The sequence below is a fragment of the Streptomyces sp. NPDC002265 genome (assembly GCF_040296125.1).
GTDB lineage: Bacteria > Actinomycetota > Actinomycetes > Streptomycetales > Streptomycetaceae > Streptomyces.
The window spans coordinates 1-19,691 of sequence record NZ_JBEOWS010000177.1 but is presented as its reverse complement, the minus strand read 5'-3'; the positions used below and the strand labels follow the sequence as shown (position 1 = coordinate 19,691).

Below are 19,691 nucleotides of genomic sequence, written 5' to 3'. Positions count from 1 at the left end.
CCACCACTGGTACTGAGCCGGACAGCACCGGGCGAACCCACCGCCCACAGCCACAAACACACGACAGAGCCGCTGCTTCACACGAAGCAGCGGCTTTGTCGTATCCGGGGACGGATGGGCCCCGTTGGCGGGGCGACGCGCGCCACGCCGCTCGGGTGAGCCGTGTCTCACCGGGGCGGCCGCCCTTGTCTATGCAACTAGTTGCATAGAAAGCTGTGCGGTATGGCGCTCGAACACGCGATCCTCGTCTCCCTGCTGGAGCAGCCGGGCTCAGGTTACGAACTGGCCCGGCGGTTCGACCGGTCCATCGGCTACTTCTGGACCGCGACCCACCAGCAGATCTACCGCGTTCTCAAGCGCATGGAGAGCGAGGGTGTGCTCGACGTCCGCGAAGTGCCGCAGCAGGGACGGCCGGACAAGAAGGAGTACTCCGTCGCCGCCCCCGGCCGCGCGGCCCTCTCCGGATGGCTGCACGAGCCGATCGAGCCGGAGAGCCTCCGCCACGATCTCGCGGTGAAGATCCGCGGCGCCGCCTTCGACGACCCGACGGCACTCGTCGACGAGGTCGAACGGCACCTCCAGGTGCACCGAGCCCGGCTCGCCCACTACCTCAGCGGGGAACTGCGCGACTTCACCGGGCCCGACGCCCCCGCACCGCTCGACGCCGGCCAGGAACTTCAGCACGTCGTGCTGCGCGGCGGTATCGCGTACGAGCGGATGACGATCGCCTGGCTCGACGACGTCCTCGCCACACTCCACGCCCTGGGCCGGACATCACCCTCGGCCTGAGCCGCGCCGCGTTCGGCCGGCCGCTCCCCGGCACCCTCGACCCCCCATCCCCGGAAGGCGGACCCTCATGAGCACTCCCCTGCTGTTCAACCCGCACACGTACGACCCGGCGCACTTCGACCCCGAGACCCGCAGGCTGCTGCGCGCCACCGTCGACTGGTTCGAGGAGCGCGGCAAGCGACGTCTGATCGAGGACTACCGCACCCGCGCCTGGCTCGGTGACTTCCTCGCCTTCGCCGCCAAGGAGCGCCTGTTCGCCACCTTCCTCACCCCGGCCTCCGCCGCCGGGGACGAGGATCAGCGCTGGGACACCGCCCGGATCGCCGCCCTGAACGAGATCCTCGGGTTCTACGGCCTCGACTACTGGTACGCGTGGCAGGTGACCATCCTCGGTCTCGGCCCGGTCTGGCAGAGCGACAACGCCTCCGCCCGCAAGCGGGCCGCGGACCTCCTGAACGAGGGCGAGGTCTTCGCGTTCGGCCTCTCCGAGAAGGCCCACGGCGCCGACATCTACTCCACCGACATGCTGCTGGAGCCCACCGACGACGGCGGGTTCCGGGCCACCGGCTCCAAGTACTACATCGGCAACGGCAACGCGGCCGGTCTGGTCTCCGTGTTCGGTCGCCGCACCGACGTCGAAGGCCCGGACGGTTACGTCTTCTTCGCGGCCGACAGCCGCCACCCGGCGTACCACCTGGTGAAGAACGTCGTCGACTCCTCCAAGTTCGTCAGCGAGTTCCGGCTGGAGGACTACCCGGTCGCCCCCGAGGACGTCCTGCACACCGGCCGTGCCGCCTTCGACGCGGCGCTCAACACCGTCAACGTCGGCAAGTTCAATCTCTGCACCGCCTCGATCGGCATCTGCGAACACGCGATGTACGAGGCCGTCACGCACGCGAGCAACCGGATCCTCTACGGCCGGCCCGTCACCGTCTTCCCGCACGTGCGCCGGGAGTTGGCCGATGCGTACGTCCGTCTCGTCGGTATGAAGCTGTTCAGCGACCGCGCCGTCGACTACTTCCGCTCGGCCGGTCCCGAGGACCGCCGCTACCTCCTCTTCAACCCGATGACGAAGATGAAGGTGACCACGGAGGGCGAGAAGGTCATCGACCTGATGTGGGACGTCATCGCCGCCAAGGGCTTCGAGAAGGACAACTACTTCGCCCAGGCCGCGGTGGAGATCCGGGGCCTGCCCAAGCTGGAGGGCACGGTCCACGTCAACCTCGCGCTGATCCTCAAGTTCATGCGCAATCACCTGCTGACGCCGGTCGACCACCCCGTCGTACCGACCCGGCTCGACGCGGCCGACGACGACTTCCTGTTCCGGCAGGGTCCGGCCCGCGGCCTGGGTTCCGTACGCTTCCACGACTGGCGCACCGCCTTCGACGCGTATGCCGAGGTCCCGAACGTCGCCCGCTTCCGCGAACAGGCCGACGCCCTGTGCGAGTTCGTCGCCACCAAGGCTCCCGACGAGGCGCAGAGCCGCGACCTCGACTTCCTCCTCTCCGTGGGGCAGCTGTTCGCGCTGGTGGTGTACGGCCAGCTGATTCTGGAGCAGGCGCGCCCGACCGGGCTGGACGAGTCCGTGCTCGACGAGCTGTTCTCCGTGTTCGTCCGTGACTTCTCCGCACATGCCGTCGAACTGCACGGCAAGGACTCCGCGACCGAGCAGCAGCAGCGCTGGGCTCTGGACGCGGTCCGGCGTCCTGTCGTCGACGAGGCGCGTTCGGCGCGGGTCTGGGAGCAGGTCGAGGCGCTGTCCGGGGCGTACGAGATGGCGCTCTAGCAGGCTCACCGCCAGGACCGTCCCGGTGTCGCGGGGCGGTCCTGGCGGCGCAAGTGGTGCGGTGGGCAAGGGTGGTGACGGATGTCCGGGCCCGTGGTCCGTCTCCCGGCCACACCCGTCGGACGAAGGACCGCCACCATCGGGGAGAATGGGGGCAACCTCGGCGCACCGCGGCAAACGGTGCCTGACGCGGCAGGAGCGCACACGTTGTCCCGGAAGCAGCAAACCCCCACCACCACCGACAGTCGCAGGCCTGTTGTCGCCGACGGCGACCGCAAGGACCTTCAGGCCGACTGCGCCAACTGCTTCGGGCTGTGCTGCGTCGCGCTCCCCTTCGCCCGCTCCGCCGACTTCGCGGTCGACAAGAGCGCGGGACAGCCGTGTTCGAACCTCCAGACGGACTTCCGCTGCGGCATACACTCCCGCCTGCGGGAGAAGGGCTTTCGGGGCTGCACGACCTACGACTGCTTCGGCGCCGGCCAGAAGGTCTCGCACGTCACCTTCGGCGGCACGGACTGGCGTCAGGACCCGCACGGCGCACGCCGGATGTTCGCGGTCTTCCCGCTGATGCGGCAACTGCACGAACTTCTCTGGTACATCACCGAGGCCCTCGGCCACGAGTCGGCCCGTCCCGTCCACCAGGACCTCCGCAAGGCCCTCACCTGGGTCGAGGAACTCAGCCGAGGCAGCGCCGAGTCGATCCTGGAACTCGACATGGCCGCCCTGCGCGGCGACGTCAACGTCCTGCTGGTGCAGGCCGGCGAGCGGATACGGGCCACGGTCCCGGGCCGTAGGAAGAACCACCGGGGAGCCGACCTGATCGGGGCCAGGCTCGCCGGTGCCGACCTTCGGGGGGCCAGCCTCCGCGGCGCCCTGCTCATCGCGGCGGATCTCACCGGTGCCGATCTGCGCACCGCCGACCTGATCGGAGCGGACCTGCGCGACGCCGATCTGAGCGGGGCCGACCTCACCGGAAGCATCTTCCTGACCCAGGCCCAGGTCAACGCGGCCAAGGGAGACGCGACCACCCGACTGCCCCCAGCGCTCGGCCGTCCCACGCACTGGTGCTGACGTGATCCGCCGGACAGGGTCTACGGGCGGAGCACGATCTTGCCATGGGTGTGCCCCTGTTCGAGCTCGCGGAACGCATCGCGTACCTGCGTCAGCGGGTAGCCGCGGGCGATGGGCACCTCCAGCTCCCCGCGTGCGGCGAGCCGGGCGAGTTCGCCGATCACCACCGCGGACGCCGCCGACCCTTCGCCGTAGGTCCGGGCACCGACCTCGGCCGCGGCCCGCCAGTCGCGGATCGTGTTGATCCGCTCGGGCCGTACGCCCAACTCGACCGCCAGTTCCACGTATCCGTCGCCGAACGTGTCGATGAACGCGTCGACGTCCCCACCGGCGGCCCGCCGGATCCGCTCGGCCACGCCCGGCCCGTACGCGACCGGGACGACCCCGCGGTCCTTGAGCCAGGCGTGGTTGCGTTCGCCCGCCAGCCCGATCACCGTGGCGCCGCGCCGCCGTGCGAGCTGCACGGCAAGGGATCCGACGCCGCCCGCCGCACCGGACACCACAACCGTGTCGGCCGCTCCGGGGTCCACCGCGAACACACAGGCGTACGCGGTCGTCCCGGCCACGTACAGCGCCCCTGCCACATCCCAGGACAGTCCCTGCGGACGGTGGATCACGTTCACGTCGTCGACCACGACGAACTCCGCGTGGCTGGCCCGGCCATGAGTGAAGCCCAGAACCTCGTCGCCCACCGCGAAGCCGCGCACGTGTGGGCCCGACTCCACCACGACACCGGCCAGATCGCTGCCCTGACCGGACGGGAAGGTCGCCGGCCAGCGGTCGTGCCGCGCGCCCTTGCGGATCATCACCTCACCGGGCTGGATCCCGGCCGCGCGGACCGCCACGAGCACCTGCCCCGGGCCGGGCACCGGGCGCGCCACCTCCTCCACCCGCAGCACGTCGATCTCGCCGTAGGTGTGGAACCGCACCGCCTTCATCGCGTGATCACCGCTCCCTCGCTCGGCCGGGCATTCGTCGGTCACGCCGCGGACGGCCAACCGACCGTCCGTGCCGTGGCGTTCAACGGCTCGGGAGCGAGTCTGATTCCCTTGCGCACCACCGGCACGGGCAGCACGCGAGCGTGGCTCCCGGCGCCGGGGACCACGCCGTGATCACCACCGGAGGCGTCAGGAGTCCCCGGCGGGCTCTTCGGTCTTGGCGGACTCCTTGGCGGACTCCTCCTGAGCCATGAGGAGGAAGCGGCGGATCGCTTCGGGCGTCATGTCGAGTCCCTCGGACGCGGACTTCTCGTCACCGAACACCTGCACCGCCTCGGCGACCGCCACGGCCAGCTCGGCGTCCGCCTTGCGGACCTTGGCCTCGGCCTTGTCCACCATGTCCACCACCGACAGCTGCCGGCGCTGCTTCTCCTGGAGTCTCTGCTTGCGGGAGAGCATCTTGTCAGAATTCTGCACAGTCACGGCCAAGATCATAAGCGGGCGGGTACGCACCACGAAATCAGCAACTCGGCGCCGGGCGGCGGGTCGTCACGGGGCTCTTCGCCCACCCTGGCATGCGGGTCCGCAGGCCGGAGCACAGGTCGGGGCACTGCTCAGGAGGCGGGCCGGAGCACCTGCTCGGGGCGCGGGCCTCAGCGCGGCGTCACCCAGTCCGGGGTCCAGGTCCCGGCGGCGTCGTGACCGGTGCCCGTGGCGGCGAGGTGGGCGCGGAGAGTGGCCAGTGCCGGGTGTGGGTTGTCGCGGTGCCAGAGAAGGGAGTGCGGGTAGACGGGTGTCGGCTCGATGACGGGGATGAGACGCAGACCGTGACCGGCGGGCCAGACGAGACGGGTGCGCTCGCCCATGAAGGTGGCCAGGGCGGGGGTGTCGGCGATGGTGTCGAGCAGTGCGTCGGAGCCGAAGTTGGGGCCCGTCGCCTCGATGGTGAGTCCGAACTCGGCGACGAGGTCGTCGTAGTAGGCGGCCCATTCGCTGCCGGGGACGATGCCGGGCATCCAGATCCGGTGCCCGGCGAGCCGGGCGACGGTCACCGACCGGGCACCCGCCAGCGCATGGGCGGGTCCGGTGAGGAGCTGGAGCGGCTCGTCGATCACCCGGACGGACTCGATGTCCTCGGGAAGGGGCCGCCCGGGCGCGGCCACGGCGCGGAAGGACGCGTCGATGGTGCCGGAGCGGATCGCGGCGACGGCTGTCTCGATGTCGAGCAGCATCACCACGTCGAGGTCGGTCTCGGGGTGCGCGCGGTGGAAGGCGCGCATCAGGCCCGACGCGGCGCCGCGGGAGGCGATGATGTCGACGCGCAGCGGTCGGTGCCCGGCCCGTACGGAGGTGACCGCCCGTTCGGCGACCCGCAGCAGCTCGCGCGCGTGGGGCAGGAACGCCTGACCGTCGATGGTGAGGGTGGCGCCGCGCGCGGTGCGGGTGAACAGCCGCACACCGAGGCCGCGCTCCAGCGCGGCGATACGCTTGGAGACGGCCTGCTGGGTGATCGCCAGCTCGGCGGCGGCCTCCTGGAACTGCCCCGCGTCGGCGGCCACGACAAAGGTCCGGACGGTTTCGAGATCCACGCCCACCACCCTACGGCCACAACCAGTGGTTGTGCCCAGCGGCCGTGCGGTTGTTTGATCGCAGGTCACGGCGCTCGCTTTGATACCCCTGAACGCGGATCGGTTGTAGAGGTACCGGGGGAAGGGTGTCGGGCATGAGGCGCGGGCATCGGCGTGGGCACCCGCCGCGACCCCGGTCGGGGCATCCGTCCGGACATCGGCCGGGACATCCGTCCGGACGTCGGTCAGGACGTCGGCTGGGGCGTCCGTTCGGGTGGCTGTGGGCGGCGTACGGGACCAGTGCGCTGGGTACGTGGCTCGCGTTCGGCGCGTTCGAGCTGATCGCCGTACGGGTGCTGGACGCCGGACCGGCCGAGGTCGCCGCGCTCGCCGCCGTGGGAGCAGCGGTGGGCGCGGCCGTGGCGGTGCCGCTCGGCCCGTGGGTGGAGTTCCGCCGCAAGCGGCCGGTGCTGATCGCGACGGACCTGGTGCGGTGCGCGGCGCTGCTGACGATCCCCGCCACGTTCGCCGCCGGTGTGCTCACCTTTCTCCAGCTCCTGCTCGTCTCCGTCGTCGTCGCGGCGGCCGACATCACCTTCCGCGCCGCCTCGGGCGCGTACCTGAAGACGCTGCTGCCCGCCGAGGACCTGCTCGTCGCGAACGCCCGGCTGGAGTCCACTGCCTGGACCACCACGATCGTCGGACCGCCGCTGGGCGGCGCGGCGATCGGGCTCCTGGGTCCGGTGGTGACGGTGGCGGCCGACGCGGTCAGCTATCTGCTGTCCGCCCTGGGCATCCGCGCGACCGGTGGACACGAACCACCGCCCATTCCGCGGAAGGCCGAGCGCATACGGGCCCGCGATCTGCTGGAGGGCTGGCGGTACATCCTCGCCGACGCGACGCTGCGCCCGCTGTTCTTCAACACCGCACTGTTCAACGGTCTGGTGATGGCCGCCCAGCCGCTGCTGGCGGTCCTGATGCTCGGCCGGCTCGGGTTCACCCCGTGGCAGTACGGTCTCGCCTTCGCCGCGCCCTCGATCGGCGGACTGCTCGGTTCACGGCTGGCCCCCTCGCTCGTCACCCGGTTCGGCCGGCACCGGGTCCTGGTCGCGTCCGGGGTGCTGCGCGCGCTCTGGCCGGTCGGCCTGGCCTTCCTGGGACCGGGCGGCGCAGGGCTGCTGCTGGTGATGGGGGTCGAGCTCGGGCTCATCTTCTGCTGCGGGATCTTCAACCCCGTCCAGGCCACCTGCCGCCTCGAACGCACCCCGGCCGACCGCGTCGCCCGCACCCTCTCCGCCTGGGCGGTGACCACCAAGGCCTCGACCGCGCTCCTGACGGCCGTGTGGGGAGTGCTGGGCACCTTGCTCGGCCCGCGCGCCGCCATCGGTCTGGCCGGCGCCCTGCTGCTGGCCACCCCGCTGCTGCTCCCCCGCCGGCGTGCCGCGGCGCTGCCCGCCGCGCCGGAGCCGGCAGCCGACCCCGTCTGACCGACCCCGTCTGACCGGCCCGTCCGACCGCCCCGTCCGACCGGCCCGTCCGACCGGTCACGACGCCTGCTGCGGGCAATCCGGATGCGCTCCACCGGCCGGGCCTGACAAGATCCGGACATGCCCATCGTCGACGTGTCGCCCGGAGTGTCCCTCGCCTACGAGAGCTTCGGCGACCCCGGTGACCCCGCCGTGCTGCTCGTGATGGGCTTCGGCGCCCAGCTGATCGCCTGGCACGAGGACTTCTGCCGGATGCTGGCTGCCCGCGGCCGCCATGTGATCCGCTACGACAACCGTGACAGCGGCCTGTCCACCAAGTTCGACGATCACCCGGTCGACATGAACCGGTTCATCACCGCGGTGAGCTCGGGAGACATCCCCGCCGCCCTGGCGATGGTGCCCTACCGGCTGCGGGACATGGCCGACGACGGCCTGGGCCTGCTCACCGCGCTCGGGATCGAACGCGCCCATGTGGTCGGGACCTCGATGGGCGGCATGATCGCCCAGACCATGGCCATCACCCACCCGGAGCGGGTGCTGACCCTCACGTCGATGATGTCCTCCACCGGCGAGAGCGAGTACGGCCGCTCCAGCCCCGAGGCCCAGGCGGTGCTGTTCGGCCCGAAGCCGGCGGACCGCGACGGGTACGTCGCGGCGGCGGACCGGGAACTGGTGTGGGCCTCCAGGCGCTACGGCGATGCCGCGGCCCTCCGGGAGCTCGCCGGCCGCAGTTACGACCGCGCCCACTACCCCGCCGGGGTCGGCCGCCAGCTCGGGGCGATGGTCCTCAGCGGCTCCCGCGCGGACGCACTCCGTACGCTCCGGGTGCCGACGCTGGTGATCCACGGACTGGACGACACGCTGATCGACCCCAGCGGCGGCCGGCGCACCGCGGAGCTCGTGCCGGGAGCCGAGCTCCTGCTGATCCCCGACATGGGACACGACCGCCCACGCGAACTCTGGCCCGAGATCATCGCCGCCCTGGAGGCCCACACCGGCTGAGCGGGCGATCCGACGGCTCGCCCGACTCCTGCGCCACGCGACCGGGTTGTACGAACGGCGTTCGCCCGCCGTACGCCTTCTCCCTGTCTGATGACGGACGGCCGTGAACGCGGCGGGTGCGATCCGGTGAACCGGTGCCATCCTGTGTGTCCACTGCCGTTCCCCGTCTGGGTTGCATGCCCGGCACCGCGGTCCGACAACGTTGTCTTCCGGCCGGCCGGACCGTGCGTACGAGTGACGCTGGAGAGGTTACGTGCCCATCAGACCCATCAGATCCCGTCCCCCCTTGTCCCGCGCGGTCCTTGCGAGGACCGCCCATCGGCATCGCCGGCCCCTGCGCGCGACGGTCGCGGCGCTGCTCACCGGGGCGCTCGCATTGGCCGCGCCGGCGGGTGGCGGCGCGGCCGCCGCGGCGCCCGGCCCCACGCCGTCCGCGGGGTCCGGTGGGACATCCGGCGCCACGGACTACACGGCCCTCGTCGACCCGTTCGTGTCGACCGCCGGCGACGACGGCAACGACCTGCCGGGCGCCCAGGCGCCGCACGGTCTGGCCAAGGTCAACCCGCTGACCACGCCCGGCCGCAGCCACTCCGGGTACGACTACGACGTGAACCACATCGCCGGGATCACCGCCACGAACCTCGACGGCGTCGGCGGCTCGGGCGGCGGTGGCGACCTGCTCGTCGTCCCGACCTCCGTACGGTACGACAAGCGCCCCGCCCCCGGCACGTACGCCCACGCGTACCGCCACGAGGACGAGACCGCGACGCCCGGGTACTACCAGGTGGGGCTCGGTTCCGTCTCCGGAAGCGGTACGTCGGTGACGCAGGACTCCGGCACCGTGCGGGCCGAGATGACCGCGACGACGCGCACGGCACTGGAGCGGTACAGCTTCCCCGCCGGGGCGGAGCCCGAACTCGTCCTCGACCTGGCGAACAACTTCACCAGCCGCACCCGTTCGACCCTCAGGGCGACGACCCTCCCCGACGGGACCACCTCGGTCTCCGGGATCGTCGCGGGGTCGTTCAACGGCGCCTCGTACCAGCTGTACTACACCGCCACCACGAACGTTCCCGTGACCTCCCTCAAGAGCTGGGGCGGCGACGGAAAGCTGAGCGACTCCACCGCGCAGGAAGGCAGCGACACCGGCGCCGTCCTCGGGTTCGACAAGGCCGCCGGGAACGACATCGAACTGCGCATCACACTGTCGCCGATCAGCGCGGAACAGGCCGCGGCCGACCAGCGGAACGAGGTCGGTCACCTCACCTTCGACCAGGCGCGAGCCCGGACGAAGGCGGACTGGAACCGCGCGCTCGGCGCCGTCGACGTACACGCCTCCGCGACGTCCGATCCCGGGTCGACGCTCACCGAGGAGTTCTACACGCACCTGTACCGCATGTACGCGCTGCCGGTGAACGCCACCAGCACCAGCGGGACCTACCGCGGCGCGGACGGAGCGGTGCACAAGGCGAACGGCTTCACGTACTACGACGGCTGGTCCACCTGGGACGACTTCCGCAAGTACTCCGTCGAGGCGTACATCGACCCGGCCACCTACCGGGACATGGTGCAGTCGCTGATCGAGCTCTTCGCCGATGTGCACACCTCCGGCAAGAGCCTGGGCAGCCTCACCCACTCGGTGCCGACCGTCCGCTGGGAGCGCTCGCCCGTACTGATCGCCGACGCGCTGTCGAAGGGCTTCAAGGACTTCGACCGGCTCGACGAGGCATACCCGGCACTGGAGTCGTACGCCGGGTACTACACGGGGGCGCAGCTGCGGCAGGGCTACGTCAGCGGGGACCCCGGCACGACCGTCCAGCGCGGCTACGACCAGTGGGCGCTGTCCGTCGTCGCCGACGCCCTCGGCAAGGACGAGGACGCGAAGAAGCTGCGTACCCAGTCGACCATGGCGATCGACAACCTGGTGAAGTCCGGCGCCTGGACGGCGGCCGACGGCACGAAGGTCGGCCTGCTCACCCCGCGTGCCACGGGCGGCGACTGGCAGAGCGCCGACTACGAGAAGTTCGAGGCGGCCGGTCTCTACCAGGGCACGCTCTGGCAGTACCACTGGTACGACGCGTACGACATGGGCGGCCTGATCGAGGCCATGGGCGGCGCGAAGGCCGGCAAGGCCGCGGTGGAGCACATGTTCGGCGAGGACTCCGGTGCCGACGACGGCTCGACCATGCTGCACTCCAACGCGAACGAGATCGACCTCCAGGCCCCGTACCTCTTCAACTACGTCGGTGAGCCGAGCCTGACGCAGAAGTGGGTGCGCGCGATCTACACCGGCGCCACCTGGAACCGCTACATAGCGACGGGCTCCTCGAACGAAGCCCCCAGCTCCGGCGGCGAGTTCCGCCCGCCCGTCAGGACCCAGGTCTACAAGCTCTCCCCGAAGGGCTTCCTGCCGACCATGGACAACGACGCCGGAACGATGTCGACCATGTTCGTCGGGGCCGCACTGGGCCTGTTCCCGGTGACCGCCGGTTCCGGCCAGTTCCAGATCGGCAGCCCGTTCTTCGACTCCACGACGATCCGCTACGCCAACGGCGCCCGGTTCACGGTGAAGGCCGAAGGCGTGTCGCCGAGCAACTACTACGTGCAGAGCGCGACCCTCAACGGCAAGCGGTTCGGCGACACTTGGCTGGACTACTCGCAGATCGTCTCGGGCGGGACCCTGGACTTCACGATGGGCGCCGAGCCCTCCCGGTGGGGCGCCCGCACGAAGCCCGCCTACTCGCTGAACACCGACGCGGGCGACACCGGTGACGGCGGCACGGGCACCGGCCTGGGCGACACCGTCGTCTCCGCCCGCCCGGGCACCGTCGGCACCGCGGCGGACGGCGCCGTCGACGGCAGCGTGCGGCTCACCCTGTCCGGACCGGCGTCGTTCGCCGCCCGCAAGGGGACCAGCCTGACCGGGTCCGGTGCGGCCACCGTGACCGGCCTGCCGGGCGGTGTCACGGCGGACCTGCGCGTCGCCGGCCCGCGTACGGCGACGCTGTCGCTCACCGGCAGCACGCAGGTCGACGCGCGGTTCGGCATCACCTTCCAGGACCAGGCCTTCGCGCACGGCGTACGGGCCTCGACGGTGCGCGGCACCGGGATATCCCCGACCGACCCGCTCGTCGTCTCCGCCGCCGCGGTGCCCCGCAAGGCGCTCGGCGCACTCGTCGAGCAGGCCTCGCTGGTGCGCAGCGCCCACTACTCCGACGGCTCGTGGAGTGTGTTCCGGTCGGCGCTCGAACGCGCGCGTACCGTCCTCGCGGATCCCGCCTCCGCGACGGGCACGCTCATGGCCGCGGACGACGCGCTGCGCTCCGCCGTCGACGCGCTCACCGTCGACGAGGGCGGCTACGCCGTCCTCCAGGCCGAGGCGCCCGACCAGATGGAGGGTCCCAGCCTGGTCAAGGAGGCGTACTACTCGGACGGCGACCTCGGCGGCGTCACCGAGGGCTCGTGGGAGCGGTTCACCAAGCTGGACTTCGGCGGGGTCGCCCCGCGCAGCATCGCGGTCCGCTACGCGAACTCGCAGGCGACGACAGCGAAGCCGAGCAGCGTCGACATCCACGCCGGTGCCGCCGACGGCCCCGTCGTCGCCACCGTCCAGCTCCCCGGAACGGGCGGCTGGCAGTACTACAGCACGGTGCAGGCGGCCGTCACCGCCCCGGACGCCCTGCTGGACGCGTCGAACGCGACGTTCGTCTTCCACGCCCCGTCGGGCCAGTCGTGGGTGTCGAACTTCGACTGGTACCAGTTCTCGGCGAACGAGGTCTCCTCGTCCACCACGACCACGCTCGCCACCCTGACCGCGGCCAACAGCACCACGACCGGCGGGGGTTCGCTCCCGCTGAACCTCACGAACGGCGTCTTCGAGAACACCACGAACGGCGCGTGGGCCCGGTGGACGGGCATCGACCTCCACGAGGGCGCCGACACCGTCACCGTCCGCTACGACAAGCCCCAGTCGCGCGCGGCGTCGGACTCCCACATCGAACTGCACCTCGGCGCGAAGGACGGTCCGAAGAAGGCGGACATCCCCCTCGACTACACCGGATCGGGCTGGGGCAGCGTCGCCACCACGACCGTACGGCTCGACCCGGGCGTCTTCAACGGCGTCCAGGACGTGTACGCCGACTTCATCTCCGGCACCCAGTCGTCCACGCAGCCCTATGTGGCCAACGTGTACGCGTTGACGCTCACTCAGGACAGAGCCGCACCCGTGGCGTTCGACGCCACCGCGTTCCGCTCCCACAGCGGCGGCGGACTCAAGAGCGAGCCGGTCGGCTGGAGCGGCGCGGGTTCCACCACCGACCTCGGCGGCACCTACAACGGGGCCTGGCTGGACTACGGGGACATCGACTTCGGCGGTTCCGCCAAGAACGCCGTCACGATCACCTACGTCAACAACTCCGCCCGCTGCGGCACCGGTTCCGCCGTCCAGCTGTACCTGGACGCCTTCGACGCGACCGCCCCCGGTACGCCGTACGCGACCGTCCCGCTGCCCGTCACCGGTGCCGCGTGGTCGTCGGGCGGGACGACGAGCCTCGCCCTGCCCGAGGCGATCACCGGCAGGCACGCCGTGCACCTGCGGCTGGTGACGACCCCGGACTCCTCTCACCCGTACGTCGCCAACCTGGGGCGGATCACCTTCGACCACGTCGCCGCGCCCGCCGTCACGGACCGATCCGCCCTGCGCAGGGCGATCGACCGGTACGCGGGCCTGGCCGACGACGCGGAGCGCTACGACACCATCGACTTCGGGGTGTACCGGCGCGAACTCGCCGCCGCCCGGGCCCTCGTCGACGCCGACGACGTGACCCAGCCCGAGGTCGACACCCGCACCCGCAGCCTCACCCTCGCGGCCGGACAGCTCGTCCCGCTCCCGCGGCTGAGGCTGGAGGACCTGGTCGCCACCGTGTCCGGCCTCACCGACGACCGTTACACGGACGTGTCGTGGACGCAGTTCACCACGGCGCTCGCCGAGGCGAGGAACGCCGTCGCGGACGCCGGGGCCGAGGACGCGACCCTCACCACCCGGTACGACGCCCTGCGTCACGCCGTGGCCGCACTCACCGCCAGGCCCAGGACCGTACCGGCCGCGCCCGACGCGGTGTCGGCGACGTCGTCCGGCACGAGCGTGACCGTCGCCTGGTCCGCGCCCGAGGACACCGGCGGCTCACCGGTCACCGGCTACCGGGTCACCCTCGACGACGGCCACCTGGCCGAGATCCGCGATCTGGCGGCCCACAGCACGACGTTCACCTGGCTGCGGGCCGGCCGGTCGTACACGGCGCGCGTCAGCGCGGTGAACGCCGTCGGCGCCTCGCACCCGAGCCCCGCCACCGCGCCCGTGGTCACCGGCGGCGGCAAGCCGCAGAAGCCGGCCGTGACGGGGGTGTTCACCGACGGCGGGCAGGTCCGCGTGACCTGGCGGGCGGCCGGCGACGGCGGATTCCCGGTCATCGGCTACACCGTGGCCCTCGACGACGGAACCACCGCGCACGTGGCCCCGACGATGCACACCGCGCTGCTGACGACCACCGGCAGGGCGAGGGCACACACGGCGACCGTGACCGCGCTGACCCTGGCCGGCTCCTCCGACGGCTCCCCCACGACCGCCTCGGCACAGGGATCCGCGGCAACCGTCCCGGCGGAGACGGCCGACCCGGCGTACGTGCCCTCGCCCTTCCCGGACGACACGCTCAACGCGGCCTACGCGTCGGACCGTTGGCCGGGCACCGGCGACGGGAGCGACTACGTCAACGGTCTGCTCGACGGCTTCCGGGACCTCGGCTCCGGCATCCTCGGACCCAACACCAAGGTCCCGAGCGGCACTTCGGCAAGCGCCGAGAACGACCGGATCGCCGTGCGCATCAACAACGCGGCCACGCAGGCGGAGGTGGACCGGGCCGAGGTCGACGCGACGCACAGCGCCACCGTCACGATGGCCGACAGCCTCGGCTCCCGGCTCGGCCGGATCTACAGCGACGCCCTGAACGGCGGCCGACTGCCCAAGACCGGTGCCCTGTTCTCCCGGGTGACGAAGAACCTCGACAAGGTCGACGCGGCGAAGAACCACTACGGCTATCTGCGCCCCTACGTACGGCTCGGGTTCGTCGGCGACGGCGGGGCGGTCTACGAGTCGCAGGACGGCTCCTACGGCAGCCTCACCACCAGCGGCTCGTACCCGAGCGGCCACACCTACGGAGGCTACGAGGCCGGGACCGTCCTCGCCACGCTCCTGCCGGAGCTGGCACCGTCGATCCTCGCGCGCACCTCGGAGTACGGGGACAACCGCGTCGTCCTCGGGTTCCACTACCCGCTGGACGTGATGGGAGGCCGCATCACCGGACAGGCCACCGTGGCACACCGGTGGGCGGACCCCGAATTCCGCCAACTGCTGATGCAGGCCCACACCGAGATCGAGAACGTACTGCTCGCGCAGTGCGAGGAGGAGGGGTACGGCGACACCCTCGCGGCCTGCGCGGGCGACCCCTACGCCGGTCTGAGCGCGGCGCAGGACGTCGACCTGTACACGCGCCGCCTGACCTACGGGTTCTCCCCGGTGGCGAAGTCCGGGCAGGCGCTCGAGGCGCCGTCCGACGCGGCGGCCCTGCTCGTCACGGCCTTCCCGGACCTCACCACCGAGCAGCGCACCCAGGTCCTGGAGCAGACCGCGACGGACTCCGGGTATCCGCTCGACCTGACCGCGGACGGCGGCTCGAGCTGGCAGCGGATCAACCTGGCGGCCGCGACGGCGGCGCAGGTGGTGGTGAACGCCGACGGGTCGGTCACGGTGACGAACTTCGCGGACGCCACCGAGGCCAGTGTGGCCGACGCCGCCGCGGTCAAGGTGGGGGGCGTCTCGATCGACGGGTTCGACCCGGAGGTGTCCACGTACGTCGTCGACTGGCCGAAGAACACGAGGATCCCGGCCGTCTCCGCCGTACCGGCCCGGTCCGGCGCGCGGGTGAAGGTCACCGACGGCAGTTCGGTCCTGTCGTCGCCCGGGTCCCGGTTCGTCACCCGCACCATCCGGGTGACCTCGGCCAACGGCGCGGTCACGCGGACCTACACGGTCGGATTCCAGCTCACGGACCGGGACGACCGGCCGGTCGCGGCCGGCGGCAACGGCGGTGACCACGACCGGCTGGGACCCGTCCCATGGGACCTCGGGGGCAACGCAGCCAACGGGAGCGGCGGAAGCAACGGAGCAGGCTCCGCCGACGGTGCCGGACTCTGGTCGCCGGCGTCGGAGTGGGCGGAGCGCATGAGCATCCGCGGGGTGTACGGCCCGAGGTGACCACCCGGCAGCCGACGCACGGCCCCTGCGGACGAAGCACCACGGTTCGTCCGCAGGGGCCGTCCGCATGACGGCCCGACCCCTTCGCTCCCAGGAATCGTGAACAGGATTCCTACTCCGGCACGACCGGGGGCAGCGGTTCACGGGCTGCGTGCCAGGCAGGGGGAAGGGCGGCGGCGCCCGTGCGGGCGGCGATCACCCCGCCCGCGACAGCGCAGGTGGTGTCGATGTCACCGCGCCCGGCGACCGTGACCCACAGGCCCTCGTGCAGGTCGTCGAGGTGCCGCGACGCACACCACAGGGCGTAGGGGACGGTGTCGGGGCCTGACATCCGGTACCCCGAGCCCAGGACCTCCGCGGCGTGCCGGACCGAGGTGTGCTCCGGCATCCGGCCGGCGATCCGCACTCCCGAGCGGACGTCGCTGTCGGGGAGCCGTTCGGCGACCGCCCGGAGGAAGTCCGGCCCGGCCGGGGCGGGTCCGCCCCGGCTGCGGGTCGCCAGCGCTGCGGCGACGGCGACCGCCACCGCCCCGGCGACCGCCTCCGGGTGGTGGTGCGAGACCGCGCTCTGGCGGGCGGCCTGCTCGGCGGCCGCGTCGAGGTCGGCGGAGTGCCAGGCGCCGAGCGGGGCGACGCGCATGGCAGCTCCGTTGCCCCAGGACCCCTGCCCGCCGAACTGTCCGGTGACGACCTCCCGCCAGGGCTCGCCCGCGCCGATCCGGCGGAGCACGTCATGCATCGATGCTCCGTAGCCGCGATGCGTGTCGTCGGCGTAGGCGGCCGCGAAGCGCAGGGCGAGACGGTCCTGGTCGACGGTGCCGCCGCCCTCGGCGAGTTCCCGGACGAGGACCAGCGCCTGGGCGGTGTCGTCGCTCCACCGCCACAGCGGTTCCGCGGGCAGCGTCCGCGCCTCCAGGGCCGCCGGACCCGCCTGGCGCAGGATGCCGAACCAACGGTCACCGAAGGCGTCGCCGAACGCGAGCCCGTACAACGAATCCAGCACGGCAGTAGGCATGTCGATCACCGGGACAGCATCGCAGCACGACGGCCCTGTCGCGCCCAGATTTCGGGTCGGCCGGCGACACGCGGATTCGTCGCGTCCGGGGTTCTGGGCCCAGGCACGCCTTGGGCGTATCGCGGGTGTATCGAAAAACACATACGTCCCGACAACCGCCCTCCGGCTTCCATGGGGACATGAGCCATCACACGCCCTTGTCGGTACCGCCTCGCCGGACACGCAGGACCGTGCCCCTCGGCCTGGCGGTCCTCGGCCTGGCGAGCGCCCTGTTCGCCGTGCGGCGGCCGCTCATGATGTCCGCCCCGAGGTGCATGTCCGGGCGGTGGCACGGCTGCTACGACACGTTCAACGGCGTGGTGCTCATGACGCTGGTCGCGCTGCCGTTGGCCGGGCTGGTGGTGTGGGCTCTGGCGCACCGTCGGCGTGCCGCCGGCGTCGCATCTCCGTGGCGGATGTCGCTGGCCGAGGTGGGCATGGTCCACGGGACCATACCGTTCCTGTGGCTGACCATGATGCCGGGCGGCGCACCCGGCGTCGCTCCCCGCCGGGTGAGTCTGATACCGCTGCGTGACCTGGTCACGATGGGGGCGGGCGGGATCGTCGGCAACCTGCTGGTCTTCGCGGCGCTGGGGTTCTTCGCCCCGATACGGTTCAAGGCGCTGGCGTCCGTGCCGCGGGTCCTGGCGCTCGGGGCGGCCTGCTCGGCCCTGGTCGAGGTCGCACAGTACGTCCTGTGGCTGGACCGGGTGTCCTCCGTGGACGACGTCCTGGTCAACGCCACCGGTGCCGCGCTGGCCGCACTGGGCGCGCGCCGCTGGTGGCGCACCGGAGCGCAGGCGCCGTCGGACCGCTCCCGCCCCGCGCCGGTCCCGACGGGATGAGCCTGGTGTCCGGTGTGCACACGTCTTTGCATACGTCGGAGACATGCGGTGCTGCTTAGGCTTCAGACATGCGCGTACTGATCGTGGAGGACGAGCCCTACCTGGCCGAAGCCGTCCGGGACGGTCTGCGGCTGGAGGCGATCGCCGCCGACATCGCCGGCGATGGTGACTCCGCCCTGGAACTGCTCAGCGTCAACTCCTACGACCTCGCGGTCCTCGACCGCGACATCCCCGGCCCCTCGGGCGACGAGGTCGCCCGGCGTATCGTCGCCTCGGGCAGCGGTATCCCGATCCTCATGCTCACCGCTGCCGACCGGATCGACGACAAGGCCTCCGGGTTCGGGCTCGGCGCCGACGACTACCTCACCAAACCGTTCGAGCTGCGGGAGCTCGTCCTGCGGCTGAGGGCGCTCGACCGCCGGCGCGCCTACGCCCGCCCCCCGGTCCGTGAGATCGCGGGCCTGCGGCTCGACCCCTTCCGCCGGGAGGTCTTCCGCGACGGACGCTATGTCGCGCTCACCCGCAAACAGTTCGCCGTGCTGGAGGTCCTCGTCGCCGCCGAGGGCGGGGTGGTCAGCGCCGAAGAACTGCTGGAGCGGGCCTGGGACGAGAACGCCGACCCGCTCACCAACGCCGTACGCATCACCGTCTCCGCGCTGCGCAAACGGCTCGGCGAACCCTGGATCATCGCCACGGTGCCCGGTGTCGGCTACCGGATCGACAGCGGCGCCGCAGCTCCCGGCAGCGCGCATGCGTAGACGCCCCGGGCTCAGCGCCCGGCTGAAACTCACCCTCAGCTATGCCGGATTCCTCGCCGTCGCCGGCACTCTCCTGCTCGCGGTGGTGTGGGCGTTCATCCTGCGCTACGTACCCGACAACCCCAAGGGCCTGCTCGGGATCTCGCCCAACCGCTACCTCCTGGTGCACACCTTCGCTCCCGCCGCGGCCGTGGCCATGGGTTTCCTGCTCCTGTTCGGCCTCATGGGGGGATGGTTCCTCGCCGGCCGGATGCTGGCACCGCTCGGTCAGATCACCGCTGCGGCCCGGATGGCGGGGAACGGGACGCTGTCCCACCGGATCCACATGAAAGGCCGCCAGGACGAGTTCCGGGAGCTCTCCGACGCGTTCGACTCGATGCTCGAACAGCTCGAGTCCCATGTCGCCGAGCAGCGGCGGTTCGCGGCGAACGCCTCCCATGAACTGCGTACCCCGCTGGCGATCTCGCGGACGCTCCTCGACGTGGCCCGCAAGGACACCGCTCGGGAGGGGGACGAACTCATCGAGCGGCTGCACACGGTCAACACCCGGGCGATCGACCTCACGGAGGCCCTGCTGCTGCTCAGCCGTGGCGACCGCGGGAACTTCACCCGTGAGGACGTCGACCTCTCGCTCGTCGCCGAGGAAGCCGCCGAAACGCTGCTTCCCCTCGCCGAGCAGCGCCGGATCACGCTCGATGTCACCGGCGGGGCGGCCCGGACCAGCGGTTCCGCGGAGCTTCTGCTGCGGATGGTGACGAACCTCGTCCAGAACGCCATCGTCCACAACCTCCCCACCGGGGGCACGGTGACGGTCCGCACCGGGGCGGACGGCGGCACGAGCGTGCTGCGGGTCGAGAACACGGGCCGTCGGCTCCCTCCGGAACTGGTGCCGACCCTCACCGAACCCTTCCAGCGGGGAACGGAGCGCGTGCGCACCGACGAGCACGCCGGCGTGGGGCTGGGCCTGGCCATCGTGGCCGGCATCGTCCGCGCCCACGACGGGACCCTCGACCTCGTGCCCCGGGCCGCCGGCGGTCTCCTCGTCACGGTCCGGCTGCCCGGCAGGCCGTGACGGGGCCGCGAC

The 19,691-nt window shown here is 71.7% G+C and carries 13 protein-coding genes; 9 read left to right on the top strand and 4 right to left on the bottom strand.

Features of this window, described 5'->3' with window-relative positions; all coding sequences use genetic code 11:
* The first annotated feature begins 222 nt into the window (after positions 1 to 222).
* The 3 genes from ABT085_RS27330 to ABT085_RS27320 all read left to right on the top strand — a co-directional run bounded on the left by ABT085_RS27330 (position 223) and on the right by ABT085_RS27320 (position 3,646).
* Complete coding sequence (locus ABT085_RS27330) at positions 223 to 789, top strand: PadR family transcriptional regulator (protein ID WP_351613266.1); 567 nt, start codon at positions 223 to 225, stop codon at positions 787 to 789.
* Positions 790 to 856: 67 nt separating this feature from the next.
* Positions 857 to 2,575: an acyl-CoA dehydrogenase family protein gene (locus ABT085_RS27325; protein WP_351613259.1), complete on the top strand. Its 1,719-nt coding sequence runs from the start codon at positions 857 to 859 to the stop codon at positions 2,573 to 2,575.
* A 207-nt stretch (positions 2,576 to 2,782) separates the two neighbouring features.
* Complete coding sequence (locus tag ABT085_RS27320) at positions 2,783 to 3,646, top strand: pentapeptide repeat-containing protein (RefSeq protein WP_351613256.1); 864 nt, start codon at positions 2,783 to 2,785, stop codon at positions 3,644 to 3,646.
* Between the two features lie 20 nt (positions 3,647 to 3,666).
* On the opposite strand, the gene ABT085_RS27315 is transcribed toward ABT085_RS27320, so the two are convergent.
* The 3 genes from ABT085_RS27315 to ABT085_RS27305 form a co-directional block, all read right to left on the bottom strand.
* The gene (locus tag ABT085_RS27315; RefSeq protein WP_351613271.1) at positions 3,667 to 4,584 is read right to left on the bottom strand and encodes an NADP-dependent oxidoreductase; all 918 of its coding nucleotides are present in this window, start codon (positions 4,582 to 4,584) and stop codon (positions 3,667 to 3,669) included.
* A gap of 189 nt (positions 4,585 to 4,773) precedes the next feature.
* The gene (locus ABT085_RS27310; RefSeq protein WP_351613253.1) at positions 4,774 to 5,067 is read right to left on the bottom strand and encodes a hypothetical protein; all 294 of its coding nucleotides are present in this window, start codon (positions 5,065 to 5,067) and stop codon (positions 4,774 to 4,776) included.
* Between the two features lie 170 nt (positions 5,068 to 5,237).
* Positions 5,238 to 6,173: a LysR family transcriptional regulator gene (locus ABT085_RS27305; protein ID WP_351613248.1), complete on the bottom strand. Its 936-nt coding sequence runs from the start codon at positions 6,171 to 6,173 to the stop codon at positions 5,238 to 5,240.
* A 134-nt stretch (positions 6,174 to 6,307) separates the two neighbouring features.
* Between ABT085_RS27305 and ABT085_RS27300 the strand changes: the two genes are divergently transcribed.
* From ABT085_RS27300 to ABT085_RS27290, 3 genes are all read left to right on the top strand, one after another.
* On the top strand, positions 6,308 to 7,639 hold the full coding sequence (locus tag ABT085_RS27300) for an MFS transporter (RefSeq protein ID WP_351613243.1): 1,332 nt from the start codon (positions 6,308 to 6,310) through the stop codon (positions 7,637 to 7,639).
* A gap of 120 nt (positions 7,640 to 7,759) precedes the next feature.
* A complete protein-coding gene (locus tag ABT085_RS27295) occupies positions 7,760 to 8,641 on the top strand; it encodes an alpha/beta fold hydrolase (protein ID WP_351613240.1) in 882 nt (293 codons plus the stop codon).
* A 286-nt stretch (positions 8,642 to 8,927) separates the two neighbouring features.
* Entirely contained in the window at positions 8,928 to 15,950 is a 7,023-nt protein-coding gene (locus tag ABT085_RS27290; protein WP_351613238.1) for a glycoside hydrolase domain-containing protein, read from the top strand.
* A 112-nt stretch (positions 15,951 to 16,062) separates the two neighbouring features.
* Here ABT085_RS27290 and ABT085_RS27285 read toward each other — a convergent pair whose 3' ends face one another.
* A complete protein-coding gene (locus ABT085_RS27285) occupies positions 16,063 to 16,965 on the bottom strand; it encodes an ADP-ribosylglycohydrolase family protein (RefSeq protein ID WP_351613269.1) in 903 nt (300 codons plus the stop codon).
* A gap of 179 nt (positions 16,966 to 17,144) precedes the next feature.
* Between ABT085_RS27285 and ABT085_RS27280 the strand changes: the two genes are divergently transcribed.
* The 3 genes from ABT085_RS27280 (at position 17,145) to ABT085_RS27270 (ending at position 19,679) form a co-directional block, all read left to right on the top strand.
* Positions 17,145 to 17,849, top strand: coding sequence for a VanZ family protein (locus ABT085_RS27280; protein ID WP_351613235.1), 705 nt, complete (start codon positions 17,145 to 17,147; stop codon positions 17,847 to 17,849).
* Between the two features lie 68 nt (positions 17,850 to 17,917).
* Positions 17,918 to 18,607 (top strand): response regulator transcription factor, encoded by a 690-nt coding sequence (locus ABT085_RS27275; protein ID WP_351613233.1) that lies wholly within the window; start codon positions 17,918 to 17,920, stop codon positions 18,605 to 18,607.
* Complete coding sequence (locus tag ABT085_RS27270; protein ID WP_351613230.1) at positions 18,600 to 19,679, top strand: sensor histidine kinase; 1,080 nt, start codon at positions 18,600 to 18,602, stop codon at positions 19,677 to 19,679. Before ABT085_RS27275 ends, ABT085_RS27270 begins: the two co-directional genes overlap by 8 nt.
* The last annotated feature ends 12 nt before the right edge of the window (positions 19,680 to 19,691 follow it).

What these genes read in the sequence shown, in the direction of transcription:
- ABT085_RS27330 (WP_351613266.1), top strand. Translation starts at nt 223, where the DNA reads ATGGCGCTCGAACACGCGATCCTCGTCTCCCTGCTGGAGCAGCCGGGC.
- ABT085_RS27325 (WP_351613259.1), top strand. Translation starts at nt 857, where the DNA reads ATGAGCACTCCCCTGCTGTTCAACCCGCACACGTACGACCCGGCGCAC.
- ABT085_RS27315 (WP_351613271.1), bottom strand. Translation starts at nt 4,584, where the DNA reads ATGAAGGCGGTGCGGTTCCACACCTACGGCGAGATCGACGTGCTGCGG.
- ABT085_RS27300 (WP_351613243.1), top strand. Translation starts at nt 6,308, where the DNA reads ATGAGGCGCGGGCATCGGCGTGGGCACCCGCCGCGACCCCGGTCGGGG.
- ABT085_RS27295 (WP_351613240.1), top strand. Translation starts at nt 7,760, where the DNA reads ATGCCCATCGTCGACGTGTCGCCCGGAGTGTCCCTCGCCTACGAGAGC.
- ABT085_RS27285 (WP_351613269.1), bottom strand. Translation starts at nt 16,965, where the DNA reads ATGCCTACTGCCGTGCTGGATTCGTTGTACGGGCTCGCGTTCGGCGAC.
- ABT085_RS27280 (WP_351613235.1), top strand. Translation starts at nt 17,145, where the DNA reads ATGAGCCATCACACGCCCTTGTCGGTACCGCCTCGCCGGACACGCAGG.
- ABT085_RS27275 (WP_351613233.1), top strand. Translation starts at nt 17,918, where the DNA reads ATGCGCGTACTGATCGTGGAGGACGAGCCCTACCTGGCCGAAGCCGTC.
- ABT085_RS27270 (WP_351613230.1), top strand. Translation starts at nt 18,600, where the DNA reads ATGCGTAGACGCCCCGGGCTCAGCGCCCGGCTGAAACTCACCCTCAGC.